The following is a 15311-nucleotide window of genomic DNA, read 5'->3' as shown; positions in this document are numbered from 1 at the left end:
CCCCCCACCGTGCTCCCCGCCGGTGCGACCGTCAGCCCTTGTGGAACGACTGGCGCACCACACCCCCCACCAGCGCGCACCAGGTGCTGGTGCTGAGCTTGCCGGTGGGCGGCAGCCCGTGCAGGCGTTGCAGGTCCTTCACCGCGGTCCGGGTCACGTGGTCGTACTCGCCGGTCGGGAGCACCTCCGCGTAGCCCTTGGAGGCGAGCATGAACTGCGCCGCGACCACCGGCACGCCGGTGTCGTGCTGGTCCAGCTCCGGGGCGAGCGTCTCCCAGGTCGGCGCCGTGAGCGTGGCGTCCACGTCGACCGGGATCCCGTTGCGGGCCTGCCAGTCCTGCACGGCCGCCACGGTGGCGGCGTCGAACACGCCGGTGACCGGCACGGCGTAGCCGCGGAACGTGAGCAGGTGCTGCGCGACCCGGACGACCGGGCCGCCGACGAAGCGCCAGATGTCCGGCCAGCGGCGCGCCGGCACGTCACCCAGCCGGGTGCCGAGCTTGCGGAAGACCTCGCGGCGCAGCCGGGGGAACTCCCGGTAGAACATGGCGCCCGGGCACTGGGTGGCGCGGAAGTCCCAGTGGCCGAAGATGTCGTGCGCGTGCAGCCCGTACTGCCGGCAGATCGCGGTGCAGAGCCGGACCAGGCCGTCGAGCAGCTCCTCCGGCGGCGTCTCGGTGACGTAGGTGCCCTCGTTCTCGATGCCGATCGCGCGGCCGTTCTCACCCGGGCAGTGCGCGGCGATCATCTGCCGGTCACCGGCCTGCAACCGCTCCAGGCTGCCGTGGCGTCCCTCCAGGACGTGACCGCCCCGGCTCACCGTGAAGTGCTGCCCGGTGTCCGACCAGCCGTTGCCGTCCATGTGCAGGTCCTGGCAGTCACGGGCGAGCTGCTTGGCGTGTTCCTCGGAGTAGTCGGTGACGTTCGGGAACGCCATGTGGTGCACGATGATCTTGTTGGTCGGGATCGCGCTGACCGACAGCGGGTCGGCCGGCGGGCGGGCGGCCCACTCGTCGCAGCTGATGATCCAGTCGAGGTCCGCGCCCGGCGCGGCCTGCGCGGCGGCCGGAAACGCGAGTTCGCTCCCGACGACCGCGACCGCGGCGGCGCCGAGGCCGGCCCGTAGCAGCGTACGGCGGTCCAGCTCGGGGTGGTCGAAGTGCATGGCATCTCCTCGATGACCCGACCGACGCCGGGTGATGTAAAGGAACTCCAAGGTAAGCGCGCGAGTCGAAGAATATTGCCACCACGCCGCGTCGCGCCAGAGGACAAATGCCATCACCTCTACGCTGGGTGCGGGCGGGGTCGGGGAGGGCGTGTGCGGGGACTGGATCGGCGTGGGGTGCTCGCTGCCGCGGGCGGGTTGGTGGTCGCCGGGGTGGGCGTACCGGTGGGGCTGGCGCTCGGTCGCGACCGGCCGCCCTCGGTCCCGAACGGACGCCGGCCGGTCAGCATGGCCATGCACCTGCACGCCTCGTTCAGCGAGGGCGTCGCCAGCTACGCCGCCCACCTCGACCAGGCCCGCCGTAACGCCGTCGACGTGCTCTGGTGGACCGACCACGACTTCCGGGTGGCCGCGCACGACCACCGCCGTGTCGTGCACTTCGACGGGCCGGAGGAGCCGGAGGGTGGGCTCGCCTGGACCTGGCGCCCGGCCACCGAGGGGCGGCTCACCGACTCGTCCGCCGACTTCGTCGCCGTCCCGGACGCCGCCGACGGACCCGGCCGCGCGTTGCGCCTCACCGCCGCCGGCGCCGGCACCCACTGGTACGCCGGCAAGGCGTGGAACTGGACGCACACCGGGAACATCGCCGACACCACGCTCCACCTCGACGTGCGACCCGAGTCGGCGGGCCGGGACGCCACGCTGACCGTCGAGATCGCGTTGTCCCACCACCCGGCCGGGCCCGGCCGGCCCGCCGGGCAGCTGGTGCTGCGCTACCGGCTCGGCGGCACCGACGCGGCCCGGCACACCGTCGACGGCCGGCACGGCACGGTCGACCGGCCCGCCCCGGCCGGCGTCTGGCGGCGGCACACGTTCGACCTGCTCGCCGACGTCCGGCGGCTCTGGCCCGACCTGGTGGCCGGCGACAACTCGCTGCGCGGGCTGCGCCTCGGCGTCACCGTCACCGACGGCGCGCGGGGCGCGTACCTGCTCGACCGGCTGGTCTTCGACCGGGCCCGCCGCGCCGGGCAGGCCGGCGAGGAGCTGCGCGCCGAGGTGCTGCGCGGCTACGCCGGGGCGTACCCGGAGGTGACCCACCACCGGGCGTACGAGGTGTCCATGGTGCGTCACCTCAACTGGTTCGGCGGCGACGGCACGCTGCCCCGCTTCCCGTCCCCGCCGGTGCGGGACAACGACGTCGACGCGACCGAACGAATGGTGCGATTCCTGCACGCCCACGGTGGCGTGGTCTGCTGGAACCACCCGCTGGACGTGGAGCGGCGCGACTCACTGGCCCGGCTGCTGGTGGCGCGGCGCGGGCTCGGCGTCGACCTGATCGAGATCGGACGGACCCCGGTCGAGGACCACCTCTGGGCGTACGACGTGGCGGCCCGCAACGCGATTCCGTTGACCGCCGTCGGCGTCACCGACGACCACGACGGCACCGACTGGCGGGCCGGGCGGGACCGGTGGATCACCTCCGTCTGGGCCGGCTCCACCCGGCGGGACGACCTGGTCGCGGCGCTGCGCGCCGGGCAGGCGTGGTTCGCCGACCTGGCCGCCTACCGGGGCGCGCTGGACCTGGAGCTGGGCGGTCGCAGCGCCATGGGCGCGTTGCCCACCGTCGCCGACGACACCGTGACGGTGCGGGTGCGCGCCACCGACCTGCCGGCCGGGGCCGCCCTGGAGGTGGTCACCGGCGACGTCGACTCCGCCGGCGTCGCGGATCCGACGCCCGCGATCCGGACCGGACAGGTGCCGTGGCGTCAGCTCCGCCAGGGCTGGCACGACCTGCCGGTGCGGGTGGGCGCCGGCGTATACCTGCGCACCCAGGTCCGCGACCGCGAGGGCGCCGTCGTCGCGGCGAGCAACCCGCTCTGGCTGCTGCGCCGCCCCCCACCCGGCGGCGTCCCCCCGACCCGCCGCTTCTGACCACCCCGCCGGGGCGCGCCGCCGACCGGGAGCGACCGACGGGCTGACGCTTGCCGGTGTCTGCTAGCACTGGTGGTGTGTCCGTTACCGACCATCCGTCGCCCGCGGCCGGATCCGAGGCCGCCGTCCGGCGAGCGGAAGCATCCGTTGCGCCGATGGCCGGCAGCCCCGCGGCGACCAGAATGACCAGCGAGGCGGCCACCGACATCCGCCCCTGGGACGCCGTGGAGTGGGTCGCATGAGCGGCTGGCAGCTGTCCGGCTACACGCCGGTTCGCACGCTCGGCTCCGGGGCGTCCGGCAGTGTCGTGCTGGCCACCCACGACAGCACCGGCACCCCGGTCGCGATCAAGTACCTGGTCCGCGATCTCGGCGCCGACTCGTCGTTCCGGGCCGCCTTCCGCGACGAGGCCCGGCTGCTCGGCGAGGTCGACGACCCGCACGTCAGCCGGCTCTACGAGTACGTCGAGTCCCCGCACGGCGCGGCCATCGTGATGGAACTGGTCGACGGCGTGTCGTTGCGGCAGATGCTGCGCGCACACGGCCCGACCACGCCCGAGGCCGCGCTCTGCGTGCTGAAGGGCTCGCTCGCCGGGCTCGCCGCCGCCCACGCCCACGGCGTCGTGCACCGCGACTACAAGCCGGAGAACGTGCTCGTCTCCGGTGCCGGGCTGAGTAAGCTCGCCGACTTCGGGATCGCCATGCCGATCGGTCGGGGCAGCGACACCACGGTCTCCGGCACGCCCCGCTACATGGCGCCGGAGCAGTGGACCGGCGCCCCGGCCAGCCCGGCCTGCGACATCTACGCCGCCACCGCCACGTTCTTCGAGTGCCTCACCGGGCGGCCCCCGTACCAGGGACCCGACCTGCTCTCCCTGCGCGACCAGCACGCCAGCGCGCCGATCCCCACCGACCCGGCGCCCGCGCCGGTGCACGAGCTGCTCCGCCACGGCATGGCCAAGCGTCCCGACGACCGGCCGCAACCGGCCGCGGTCTTCCTGGAACTGTTGGACCGGGTGGCCGGCGCCGGATACGGGCCCGACTGGGAGGAGCGCGGGCTGCGCGAGCTGGCCCGGCGGGCTGCCCTGCTGGCCGCGCTGTGGCCGTTCCCCGACCGGGCGGAGGGCACCACCGCGGTGGCCAGCACCGCGCTCGGCGCCACGACCGGCCGGGGCCGCCTGTTCCGGCGGGGACGCAAGCGCGTCCTGCTGGCGACCGGCGCCGTGGTCGCCGCCGTGCTTGTCGGTGGCGCCGGCTACAGCTACGCCGCCCGCGAGACCCCGGCCGCCGAGACGCCCGCCGGCCCGTCGCCGGCCGGCCCTACCGGCCCGGCCGCGCCGGACCCGACGGACACCGCGACACCGGACACCACCGCCACCGCGTCGCCCGCGCCGTCCGTCCCGCCCGATCCGCCGACCGGCACGCCGTCCGCCATACCGGACGGCACGCGGTCGCCGACCCGGCCACCGGTACGCACCAGCGCGCCGGCCCCCACCCCGTCGCGCCGCACCGCGCCGCCGCCCCCGCCGGACGTCACCGCGCCGGCCGTGGGTGGGGTGACGGTCGACCCGGGCCAGCTCGAACCGAAGGGCTGCCCGTACGGTGTGCAGAGCAGCACCGTCACGGTCACCGTCACCGACGACCGCAGCGGCCCGGCCGCCCTGACGGTCACGTTCCGCTACCTGCTGGGGGGCGCCACCGGCACGGTCCGGATGGCCGCCGCCGGACGCGGAGTGTTCACCGGCACGCTCGGCCCGCTGGCCGCGCCGAAGCAGAGCACCCGCATCCCGATCGAGGTCACCGCCGTCGACGCCGCCGGAAACGCGGCCACCTCGGCGTCCCCGGTGTACGTGACGCTCTACAACTACTGCACCCCCGGCTAGGAGGACGACGTGCCCGCTGCCCCGCACCGTGGCCCGGACCGGGGACGGCCGGCGTGACCCGGCCGGAGGAGCCCACCGAGGCGCTGCCCACCCGCGCCCTGCCCGCCGAACCGGCCCGGGACGAGCCCACCGTCCACCTCGTCCCGCCCCGGCCGCCGGTCGACGCGGACGCCACCGCGCCCCTGGGCGTCGACCCGGCCTGGCAGCCGACCACGCACCCCGCGCGCCCGCCCGCGGCAGCCGACGCGACGGCACACCTCGCCGGCCCCGCCGCGTCCGGGCCGGTCGACGGGGAGTCGACCGTGTACTTCGGCGGTGGCACCGCCGGCGGCGCGGAGCCGACCGTGCACTTCGGCGGTGGCACCGTCGGCGGCGGAGAGTCGACCGTGTACCTCGGCGGCGCCACTGCCGGCGGAGCGGAGTCGACCGTGCACCGGACCGGGCCGTGGTCGGCCGGGGGGCAGCCGACCACCGGGTACCTGCCGACGGCCACCGGACCGACCGGGCCGACGGCGGGGGCGACCGCCGGGGCGTACCGGGAGACGACTGTGGACGCGCGGGCGGTGAGCGGCGTTCCGGCGCCCGCGCCCGGCGGCGAGCTGCGCTTCGGCCCGGGCGTGCCGGCGACGCCGCCGCCGGCCCCGGCCTGGCCGGCCGCGTCGCCGGCCCGCCCGCCGCGCCCGGTCTGGCGCCGCGTCGTCTCGGTGCTGTCCACGCTGCTCACCGCCGCGTTGCTGGTGACCGTCGGGCTCTACCTGTGGCAGCGGCTGCGACCGTTGGAGATCGAACAGGTCGCGGTGGCGGTGCCCCGACCGGCCGGGGTGGCCTGCGACGTGACCGTCGACGTCGTCGCCACGGTACGCACCAACGGGCGCGCCGGCACGATCCGCTACCAGTGGTTCCGTTCCGACGCGCCGCCCGGCGCGCTGCTCGCCGAACGGGTCGGCAGCGGCCAGCGGACCGCGACGCTCACGCTCAGGTGGACGTTCAGCGGCGTCGGCGCCACGACCGGGACCGCCACCGTCAACATCGTCGAACCGACGCCGGTGCAGGCCGGTACGCGGGTCAGCTACCGCTGCCCCGGCGGCTGAGCGTTTCCCCGCGCGCCGCCCAGGGTAGGCCCACCCGGGATGAATCTGAACCCATGCGTGGAGGCCCTTCGATGAAAGACAACTTCGGTGACGCGGTGGGCGACGCGTTCCGTTCGGTGATGCTCTTCCTGCCCAAGGCGGTCGCGTTCGTCGCGATCCTGGTCGCCGGCTGGCTGATCGCCAAGGCGGTGCTGAAGCTGGTGGACAAGGTCCTGGAGCGGGTGCACTTCGACCGGGCGGTCGAGCGCGGCGGCATCAAGACCGCGCTGGCCCGCTCGAAGTACGACGCCAGCGACATCGTCGCCAAGCTGGCCTACTACGCGGTGCTGCTGGTCACGCTCCAGCTCGCGTTCGGCATCTGGGGGCCCAACCCGATCTCCGACCTGATCGCCATGGTGGTCGCCTGGCTGCCGCGGGCGTTCGTCGCGATCGTCATCGTGGTGGTGGCCGCGGCCATCGCCCGCGCGGTGAAGGACATCATCTCCAGCGCGCTCGGCGGCCTCTCCTACGGCCGGGTGCTGGCCAACCTCGCCTCGGTGTTCATCCTCGGCCTCGGCGTGATCGCCGCGCTCAACCAGATCGGCGTCGCCACCGCGGTGACCACGCCGGTGCTGATCGCGGTGCTCGCCACCGTCGGCGGCATCCTGGTGGTGGGTGTCGGCGGCGGTCTGGTCCGGCCGATGCAGAGCCGCTGGGAGAGCTGGCTGACCCGGGCCGAGGAGGAGTCCCGGACCATCGCCACGCACGCCCGCGCCTACCAGGCCGGCCGGCGTGACGTCGAGGCCCGGCTCGCCACCACCGACCCGTACCGCGAGGCCGAGCTGACCCCCCGGCCGGTGGCCGGGGACGCCGAGGCGGACCGCACCCAGCCGGTGTCCCGGGACGCCGAGCCGACGCAGCAGGTGCCGGCGTACGCGGGTGCCGCCGAGCCGACCCAGCCGGTGCCGGCCCCGGGCGCCGAGGACGCCACCCAGGTGATCCCGCCGCTCGGCGACTCCGGGCGCACGCCGCCGGCCGCGCCGCGCCAGCCGACCGCCGAGCAGGCGGCGGACAGCGAGGCGACGATGGTCATCCCGTCGGCCGACGTGGACAAGTTCCGCCGCTGAGCCGAGCGCACGAACCCGGGGCGGGACCCGATGCGGGTCCCGCCCCGGCGCGTGGTCAGCCGGGGTAGGGGCGCTCGCCCGGCCGCCGGCCGCTCGAGGGTGGGCGCAGCTCCGCGTGTTCGTCGAACGCGGAGTCCGGTTAGGATCGTCGGTATGACCTGGCGATGGTGATCCCCTCCTGACCGACGAGGCCGCGGGCCGCCGCGGACACCGTGCACTCCGACCGGTGTCCGTCACGTCCCGTGGGAAGGCCCCATGCTCGTCGCTCCTGCCCGCGTGCCCGCGACCCGCCGACTGGCGGCGACGCTCTACGGCTACGCGTTCCTCACCGACCTCGTCCTGCTGTACCCGCTCTACGTCCTGCTGTTCGCCGACACCGGGCTGTCGGTCGGGCAGATCTCCTCGCTGTTCGTCCTCTGGTCGGCCGCCGGCATCCTGCTGGAGATCCCGTCCGGCGCGTGGGCCGACGCGTTGTCCCGGCGGCTGCTGCTCTGTTTGGCGCCGCTGCTCACCGCCGCCGGCTTCGCGCTCTGGGTGCTGCTGCCGTCGTACCCGGCGTTCGCCGTCGGCTTCCTGCTCTGGGGCGCGGGCGGCGCACTGCGCTCCGGCGCGCTGGAGGCGCTGGTCTTCACCGAGCTGGACCGTCTCGGCGCGGCCGACCGGTACGCCCGCCTGATCGGTCGCGCCCGCACCGCCGAGGTGTTCGGCGCGGTCGGCTCCGGGGTGCTCGCCGGCCCGGTGTTCGCGCTCGGCGGCTACCTCGCGGTCGGTGCGGCAAGCGTGCTGACCTGCCTGCTCGCCGCCGCCGTCGCGGCGCGCCTGCCGGAGCGCCGGGCACCGGTCACCGCGCCGGCAACCGACCGACCGGCGCCGGCCGTTGCCGGCCCGGGGGAGACCGCCTCCGGTGGCGGCCCGGGGGAGACCGCCTCCGGTGGCGGCCCGGGGGAGACCGCCTTCGGCGCCGGCCCGGGCGAGGACGCGACCGAGGACGAGCCCGGCTGGCGGGAGAGCCTGCGCGGCGGGCTGGCCGAGGTGCGGGCAGACCGCGCGGTCCGCGCCGCCGTGCTGCTGGTCGCCGCCGTGGCGGCGATCTGGGGCGGACTCGACGAGTACACCGGGCTGCTGGCCCGCGACACCGGCGTCGCCGAGGCGGCCGTGCCGCTGCTGCTCCTGCTGGTGTGGGGCGGGATGAGCGTGGGCGGGCTGCTCGCCCCGCTGGGCGAGCGGCTGTCGCACCGCGGGTACGCCGGCCTGCTGGTGGTCGCGGCGGTGGCGACGGCGGCCGGGGCGTTGCTGCGCCACCCGGCCGGGTTCCTGCTGCTGGCGGTCGCGTTCGCCGCGTTCCAGCTCGCCACCGTGCTCGCCGACGCGCGGTTGCAGGCGCGGATCACCGGCGACGCCCGGGCCACGGTCACCTCGCTGGCCGGCATGGCCACCGACCTGACCACCGTCGCCTGCTACGCCGGGTACGGCCTGCTCGCCGGTGCGCTCGGCAACCCGGCCGCGTTCGCGGTGGCCGTGCTGCCGTACCTGGGGGTGGCGTTCTGGTTGCTCACCGGACGGGGGGTGACTCGCTGGAAAAAGGAACAATAGCCGCATTCGCCATTACGGTGAGTGGCGGACCCGACCGACCGCGGGAGACGATTGCGGTGACCCTGGAAGCAGAGCGCACACTGCGCGACGAGGACCTCAGCGGGCTGGCGGAGCTGGCAGCCCAGCTACGGGTGGACGCGATCCGGTGCAGCACCATGGCCGGCTCCGGCCACCCCACCTCCAGCCTCTCCGCCGCCGACCTGCTCGCCGTGCTGGTCGCCCGGCACCTGCGCTACGACTGGTCCTACCCGGGCAACCCCGGCAACGACCACCTGATCTTCTCCAAGGGCCACGCCTCGCCACTGCTGTACGCGGTGTTCCGGGCCGTCGGAGCGATCAGCGAGCAGGAGCTGCTGGAGACGTACCGCCGCGCCGGGTCGCGTCTCCAGGGCCACCCCACCCCGGTCCTGCCCTGGGTGGACGTCGCCACCGGCTCGCTCGGCCAGGGCCTGCCGGTCGGGGTGGGCGTGGCGCTCGCCGCCCAGTACCTCGACCGGTCGACCGCCCACGTCTGGGTGCTCTGCGGCGACAGCGAGACGGCCGAGGGCTCGGTCTGGGAGGCGCTGGACAAGGCCGGCCACTACGGCCTGCGCAACCTCACCGCGATCGTCGACGTCAACCGGTTCGGCCAGCGCGGCCCGACCGAACTGGAGTGGGACCTGGACACCTACCGTCGGCGGGTCGAGGCGTTCGGCTGCCGGGCGATCGTCGTCGACGGCCACGACCTCGGCGCGGTCGACGACGCGTACCGGCAGGCCCGGGACGCCACCGGCCCGACCGTGGTGCTGGCCCGCACCGTCAAGGGCAAGGGCGTGCCCGAGGTCGAGGACGACCCGTCCTGGCACGGCAAGGCGTTCGACCCCGAGCTGGCCGACCGGGCGGTGCGGGCGCTCGGCGGGCCGACCCGGATCCGGGTCACCGGGCCACGCCCGCCCGCCGCGCCACGCGCCACCGGGGCCGCGCCCGGACAACCCGACCTGCCCCGTTACGCGCGCGGCGCGAAGGTCGCCACCCGGGACGCGTACGGGGACGCGCTGCGCGCGCTCGGCGCCGCCCGGCCGGACGTGGTCGCGCTCGACGGCGAGGTCGCCGACTCCACCCGGGCCGAGCGCTTCGCCGACGCGTACCCCGACCGGTTCTTCCAGATGTTCATCGCCGAGCAGCAGCTCGTCGCCGCCGCCGTGGGCCTGGCGGTCCGCGGCCGGCGGCCGTTCGCGGCCACGTTCGCCGCGTTCTGGTCCCGCGCCTACGACTTCATCCGGATGGCCGGCGTCTCCCGCGCCGACATCGCCCTGGTCGGCTCGCACGCCGGCGTGGAGATCGGCCCGGACGGGCCCTCCCAGATGGGGTTGGAGGACATCGCCGCGCTGCGCGCGGTCCCCGGCTCCACGGTGCTGTGCCCGTCCGACGCGGTCTCCTGCGCGGCGCTTGTCGCCCAGTTGCCGGACCGGCCGGGCGTCAGCTACCTGCGCACCACCCGCGGCGCGTACCCGGTGCTCTACGAGCACGGCGAGGCGTTCCCGATCGGCGGCAGCCGGGTGGTACGCGACGGCGCCGACGTGGCGCTGCTCGGCACCGGCGTCACCGTGCACGTCTGTCTGGCCGCCGCCGACGAGCTGACCCGGGAGGGGATCGACGCCCGGGTCGTCGACCTCTACTCGATCAAGCCGGTCGACCGGGAACGCCTGCTGGAGACCGCGCGGGACACCGGCGGCCGGCTCGTGGTGGTCGAGGACCACTACCCCGAGGGCGGGCTCGGCTCGGCCGTGCTGGAGGCGCTGGCGGACCGGGCCGACCCGGTGCGCGTCCAGCACCTCGCGGTACGCGGACTGCCCGGCTCCGGCACCCCGACCCAGCAACTCGACCGCGCCGGCATCGGCGTGCACGCCGTCGTCGCCGCCGCCCGCGCCCTCGCCTGAGGTGTAAGGAGGGGCCCCCTGTTAACGCATTCTGCATAACAGGGGGCCCCGCTTAACACGCGTGGGCCGGCGCGCCGGCATCGTCACCCGGGCAGCGCGTCGACGTAGACCCACCGGCCGTCCTCCCGGGCGAAGCGGCTGTGCTCGGTCAGCACGCCGGGTCGGCCACCCTCCCGGTAGTGGGCCCGGAACCGCACGGTGCCGGTGCTGTCGAACAGGCCGCCCTGCCCGGTCTCCACCACCTCCAGCCGGGTCCACCGGGTGCCCGGGTCCAGCTCCAGCCGATCGGGCCGGGTGCCGGAGTGCCAACTGCGCCGCAGGTAGTCGGCGTCACCGAGCGCGAACGCGCTGAACCGGGACCGCATCAACGCCTCGGCGGTGGCCGCCGTCGCGACACCCCGGTGTACGGGGGCGCAGCAGTCCTCGTACGGCCGGCCCGACCCGCACGGGCAGGCGGTGTTCCGTTTCGCCATCCCCCGATTCTCACCCGCCGCCGACAGGTGCAAGCAGAGGGCCCCGCTTAACACCGGCATGTCAAGCGGGGCGCCCTCCTCTACCGGATGCGTTAAGCGGGGCCCCCTCCTTACCCGCCGACCGGCGCCCGGAGGGGGCAGCGAGGGCTGGAGCGGCGCACTAGTGTCCGAGGCACCATGAGTGGCAGTCCGACCCGGCGCGACCTCGACCCGGAGCAGGTCCGCCACTACCTGACCGCCTCGCTCGGGCCGGCCGGCGAGGTCGCGGCCTGCGGTCCGCTGACCGGCGGCGGGTTCGCCGCGGTCTGGTGGGTACGCCTCACCGACGGGCGTGAGGTGGTGCTCAAGGTCGGCCCACCGCCGGGCGTGCCACTGCTGCGCTACGAGCGCGACATGATCGGGGCGGAGGCGCGTTACCTACGGCTGGTGGCCGACCGCGCGCCGGCAGTGCCGGTGCCGCCGCTGCTGCACCACGGACGCCATCCCGAGCTGGGCGACTGGCTGCTCACGGCGCGCCTGCCCGGCCGTACCCTGTGGGACCTGACCCGGGCCGGCGCGGACGTCGCCCCGCTGCGGGCGGAATTCGGCCGCGCGCTGGCCGCCCTGCACGCCGTGCCCGATGGACGGTACGGCGACGGCGGACGGTACGGCGACGGCGGACGGCACGACGACAGCGGACGGTACGGCTATGACGGCGGTCGGGCCGCCGCTTCCACCTGGCGGGGCGCGTACCTCGCGATGGTGGACGACCTGCTCGCCGACGCGGCGGACTGGGCGGTGCCGCTGCCCACGTCCCGGATCCGGGCGTCGGTCGCCCGGCACGCGGCAGTCCTCGACGCGGTCCGCCGCCCGGCGCTGCTGCACGTGGACGGCTGGGCGGGCAACGTGCTGGCGGTCGAGGGCCCGGACGGTACGCCCCGACTCAGCGGCCTGGTCGACGGGGAACGGTACCTGTGGGGCGATCCGCTGCTGGACCTGGTTTCGCCGCTGCTGTTCCGCCGCGCCGAGGACGAGCCGGACGATCCGCTGGTGCGGGCGTACCGGGCGGTGGCGCCGTTCCCGTTCGACGCGGCGGTGCGGCGGCGGCTCAGCCTCTACCGGCTGCACCTGTATCTGTTGATGACCGTGGAGATGCCCAGCCGTGGCATCACCGCGGCGTCGGACCCGGGCCGGGTGGCACGGCTGGCCGAGTTGCTCGACGCCGAGCTGGCCGACCTGTCCGGGCCGCTCGGTTGACCACCGGCCGGCGGAGCCCGGCCTCGTCCGCCGCCGGGACGGCGGTGCGTAGGCACGCCACCCGTCCGGCGACCGCTCACGGGACCGTGTCGACATGGACCTCGATGTCGTAGAGCAACCGTAGGTGGCGGCGGCCGTTGGTGACGCCGACGAAGACCGGCTCGCCGGCGGGGGTGCGGCCCTGACGCCACACCTGCTGCCGGGCCGCCTCCCGCGACTCGTGATGGGCCTTGCCCTGGCGGTGCAGGAGCAGCACGCGGCGGGCGGTGGTCGGGTCGGTGTCGAGCTGGACGCGCAGCAGAGGCATGGCGGACCTCCTCAGTCGATGTTCAGCCAATTTACCGTCGTTAAGTTGGCTGTCCACTGGTTATGATGGCGTCGTGACCGCCACCCAGCCGCCGGTGTGGCTCCGGACGGAGCCGACCCGGGCGCGCCGCAGACCGCCGCTGACCCGGGAGCACATCGTGGAGGCGGCGGTGGCGCTCCTGGACCGGCACGACGTCGACGGGCTGACGATGCGCCGCCTCGCCGAGCGCCTCGACGTGACGCCCACCGCGCTCTACTGGCACGTGCGGACCCGGGACGACGTCCTGGACCTGGCCGTCGACCGGATCTTCGGCGAGGTGCCGGTCCCGCCGGTCAGCGACGACTGGCGGGAGGACGTCCGGGCTCTCGTCCGCGCGTGGCGCGCCGTGATGCTCGACCACCCCTGGGCGCCGGGGCTGGTCGGTCGGCCGATGCTCGGCCCCAACGTGCTGGCCCGCACCGAGTTCCTCCAGGCCACGCTGGTGCGCGGCGGTTGCCACGGCCGTCAGCTCGCGGTGGTCACCCGGATGCTGGCCAACTACGTCATCGGCGCGTCGCTGACCGAGGCCACCTGGCGCCGGACCGCGCACCCCGACGCGCGGGCCGCCGCCCGCGCCCACGTGGCGGCGAGCGCCGACGCCTATCCGACGCTGACCGCCTCCGGGCACCTCGACGACGGCCGGTGGAGCGACGACCTGCTGTTCGAGGAGGGCCTCACCGGCCTGCTCCGGGCCGCGGCCGGGCCCGGCACACCGCCCGAACCGCGGTGGACACGGCCGGTCAGAGCCAGCCGGAGCGGCGGAACAACCGGTGCAGCGTCACCGCCAGCGTCGCCATGAGCAGCAGCGCGCCACCGTAGCCGTACCGCCAGTGCAGCTCCGGCATGTGCGCGAAGTTCATCCCGTACACGCCGGCCACCGCGGTCTGCGAGGCGGCGATCGCCGCCCACGACGCGATCTTGCGCATGTCGTCGTTCTGTTCCACCGCGAGCTGCGCCAGCCGGGACTGGACCAGCGAGGTGAGCAACTCGTCGTAGGCGCCGATCCGCTCGACCACCCGGGCCAGGTCGTCGGCCACCGCGGCGAACCGGGACCGCAGCGCGGTCGGCGGGCCGGCGTCGGACGGGTCCAGCAGCGCGCGCAGCGGGGCGCTCAACGGCAGCACCGCCCGCTTGAACTCGACCACCTCCCGTTTGAGCTGGTAGAGGTGCTGGATGTCGGCACCGTGCTCGCGGGCGAAGACGCTCTCCTCGACCCGTTCCAGATCACGTTCCAGGTGCTCGGCGACCTCCCCGTACAGCTCGACCATCCGGGCACAGACCGCGTACGCCACCGCCCAGGGCCCCTGGGCGAGCACGTCGGGGCGGCGCTGCACCGCCTCGCGCACCGGGGCGAGCGCGCCGGTGGCGCCGTGCCGGACGGTCAGCGCGAAGCGGTCGCCGAGGAACACCAGCACGTCCCCGGTGTCAACCACCTCCGAGGTGGCAGTCAGCTCGCCGTGCTCGACGTAGCCAGCGCTGCGCAGCACCAGCAGCGTCACGTCACCGAGGCGCCGCACGGTGGGCCGGTGCCCGTCGGCGAGCGCCTGCTCCACCGCCGCCTCGTCGAGACCGAACGTCCGGCCGACCGCGGCCATCACCGCCGCGCCCGGCTCGTGCAACCCGAGCCAGACGAACGCGCGGCGGCCGTGGCGGGCCCGGGCGTACGCGTCGGCGTAGTGCGGCCGACCCGGCTCCCGCCGCCCGGCGACGTAGACCGCGCAGTCGACCACCGCGTCGGGGTTGGTCCGGCGTGGACGCTTCCCGCCCACCGGACGGTCGCGTCCGAGCAGGCGCCCGACGACGCCGGGCAGCCGTTCCCGCCACCGGATCCGGTCCACCGCACACCTCCGCCCGCCGGGAAACCGACGGCCTACCGTACGGCCCGGCGGTGCGGCGGTGGGACCCGGCCCGGGTCAACCGGCGGCGGTGGCGAACACCACGATGTTGTCGGGGTAACTGCCGGTGCGCGGGTCGAACCGACCACCGCAGGTGATCAACCGCAGCCGGGCCGCCGCGCCGCCGCCGTACACCCGCTCGGTGGGAAAACGCGCCTTGGGGTACGCGCCGACACCGTCCACGGTGAACGCCGCGGTCCGGCCGTCGGCCCGGACCACCCGGACGGTGTCGCCGGGACGCAGCCGGCCGAGGTCGAAGAAGACCGCCGGCCCGCGGGTGGAGTCGACGTGCCCGACCAGCACCGCGTTGCCGGCCTGCCCGGGCGCCGGACCCGGCCGGTACCAGCCGGCGACCTCCGGGTGCTCCAGCGGCGGCACCTCCAGCGCGCCGTCGTCGTCGGTGGCCACCGCGACGATCTCGGCGTCGACGCCGATGCGGGGGATGACCACCCGCAGCGGTGCCGCGCGGGGGAGTGCCGGACCGGCGGCGCCGGGGCGCTCGGTGGCCGGCGCGGCGGACGCGCCCGGTTGGGGCGGCGACGCCGAGGTGCTGCCGAGACCGGCCGAGAGCAGCCCGGCGCCGGTGGCCCCGGCCAGGGTGACGGCGGTGACGACGGCGGCGGTGCGGGCCCGCGACGGCCCACCCGCCCGACGCGCTGCTGGGGACAGGGTC

At 75.5% G+C, this 15311-nt stretch carries 12 protein-coding genes and 1 pseudogene; 8 read left to right on the top strand and 5 right to left on the bottom strand.

Going from position 1 to position 15311, the window contains the following annotated elements:
• Positions 1–31 precede the first annotated feature (31 nt).
• Entirely contained in the window at positions 32–1165 is a 1134-nt protein-coding gene (locus OG767_RS17645) for an N-acetylmuramoyl-L-alanine amidase (protein WP_405089553.1), read from the bottom strand.
• Positions 1166–1318: 153 nt separating this feature from the next.
• On the opposite strand from OG767_RS17645, the gene OG767_RS17640 reads away from it, so the two are divergent.
• From OG767_RS17640 to OG767_RS17615, 6 genes and pseudogenes are all read left to right on the top strand, one after another.
• The gene (locus tag OG767_RS17640; protein ID WP_405089552.1) at positions 1319–3097 is read left to right on the top strand and encodes a hypothetical protein; all 1779 of its coding nucleotides are present in this window, start codon (positions 1319–1321) and stop codon (positions 3095–3097) included.
• Positions 3098–3335: 238 nt separating this feature from the next.
• Positions 3336–4979: a serine/threonine-protein kinase gene (locus OG767_RS17635; protein ID WP_405089551.1), complete on the top strand. Its 1644-nt coding sequence runs from the start codon at positions 3336–3338 to the stop codon at positions 4977–4979.
• A 53-nt stretch (positions 4980–5032) separates the two neighbouring features.
• Complete coding sequence (locus OG767_RS17630) at positions 5033–6070, top strand: hypothetical protein (RefSeq protein WP_405089550.1); 1038 nt, start codon at positions 5033–5035, stop codon at positions 6068–6070.
• A gap of 53 nt (positions 6071–6123) precedes the next feature.
• Positions 6124–6864 (top strand): annotated as a pseudogene (locus tag OG767_RS17625) (mechanosensitive ion channel family protein); the annotation flags it as partial.
• A 567-nt stretch (positions 6865–7431) separates the two neighbouring features.
• On the top strand, positions 7432–8769 hold the full coding sequence (locus OG767_RS17620; protein WP_405089549.1) for an MFS transporter: 1338 nt from the start codon (positions 7432–7434) through the stop codon (positions 8767–8769).
• A 56-nt stretch (positions 8770–8825) separates the two neighbouring features.
• Complete coding sequence (locus OG767_RS17615; RefSeq protein ID WP_405089548.1) at positions 8826–10688, top strand: transketolase; 1863 nt, start codon at positions 8826–8828, stop codon at positions 10686–10688.
• Between the two features lie 83 nt (positions 10689–10771).
• Here OG767_RS17615 and OG767_RS17610 read toward each other — a convergent pair whose 3' ends face one another.
• On the bottom strand, positions 10772–11161 hold the full coding sequence (locus tag OG767_RS17610) for a YchJ family protein (RefSeq protein WP_405089547.1): 390 nt from the start codon (positions 11159–11161) through the stop codon (positions 10772–10774).
• Between the two features lie 177 nt (positions 11162–11338).
• On the opposite strand from OG767_RS17610, the gene OG767_RS17605 reads away from it, so the two are divergent.
• Positions 11339–12397 carry a phosphotransferase family protein gene (locus OG767_RS17605; RefSeq protein ID WP_405089546.1) on the top strand — a complete coding sequence of 353 codons (1059 nt, stop codon included), beginning with the start codon at positions 11339–11341 and terminating at the stop codon, positions 12395–12397.
• Positions 12398–12473: 76 nt separating this feature from the next.
• Here OG767_RS17605 and OG767_RS17600 read toward each other — a convergent pair whose 3' ends face one another.
• Positions 12474–12704 carry a hypothetical protein gene (locus tag OG767_RS17600; protein WP_405089545.1) on the bottom strand — a complete coding sequence of 77 codons (231 nt, stop codon included), beginning with the start codon at positions 12702–12704 and terminating at the stop codon, positions 12474–12476.
• A 73-nt stretch (positions 12705–12777) separates the two neighbouring features.
• On the opposite strand from OG767_RS17600, the gene OG767_RS17595 reads away from it, so the two are divergent.
• Positions 12778–13542 carry a TetR/AcrR family transcriptional regulator gene (locus OG767_RS17595; RefSeq protein WP_405089544.1) on the top strand — a complete coding sequence of 255 codons (765 nt, stop codon included), beginning with the start codon at positions 12778–12780 and terminating at the stop codon, positions 13540–13542.
• On the opposite strand, the gene OG767_RS17590 is transcribed toward OG767_RS17595, so the two are convergent.
• Both OG767_RS17590 and OG767_RS17585 read right to left on the bottom strand, forming a co-directional pair.
• The gene (locus OG767_RS17590; RefSeq protein ID WP_405089543.1) at positions 13484–14581 is read right to left on the bottom strand and encodes a magnesium and cobalt transport protein CorA; all 1098 of its coding nucleotides are present in this window, start codon (positions 14579–14581) and stop codon (positions 13484–13486) included. The two genes, OG767_RS17595 and OG767_RS17590, sit on opposite strands and share 59 nt — an antisense overlap.
• Before the next feature lie 75 nt (positions 14582–14656).
• Positions 14657–15307 (bottom strand): class F sortase, encoded by a 651-nt coding sequence (locus tag OG767_RS17585; protein WP_405094241.1) that lies wholly within the window; start codon positions 15305–15307, stop codon positions 14657–14659.
• Positions 15308–15311: the final 4 nt, after the last annotated feature.

Origin of the sequence: Micromonospora sp. NBC_01392 (assembly GCF_045040125.1) — a bacterium.
Classification (GTDB): domain Bacteria; phylum Actinomycetota; class Actinomycetes; order Mycobacteriales; family Micromonosporaceae; genus Micromonospora.
The sequence above is the reverse complement of the archived record's forward strand: the minus strand, read 5'-3'. Positions and strand labels throughout refer to the sequence as shown.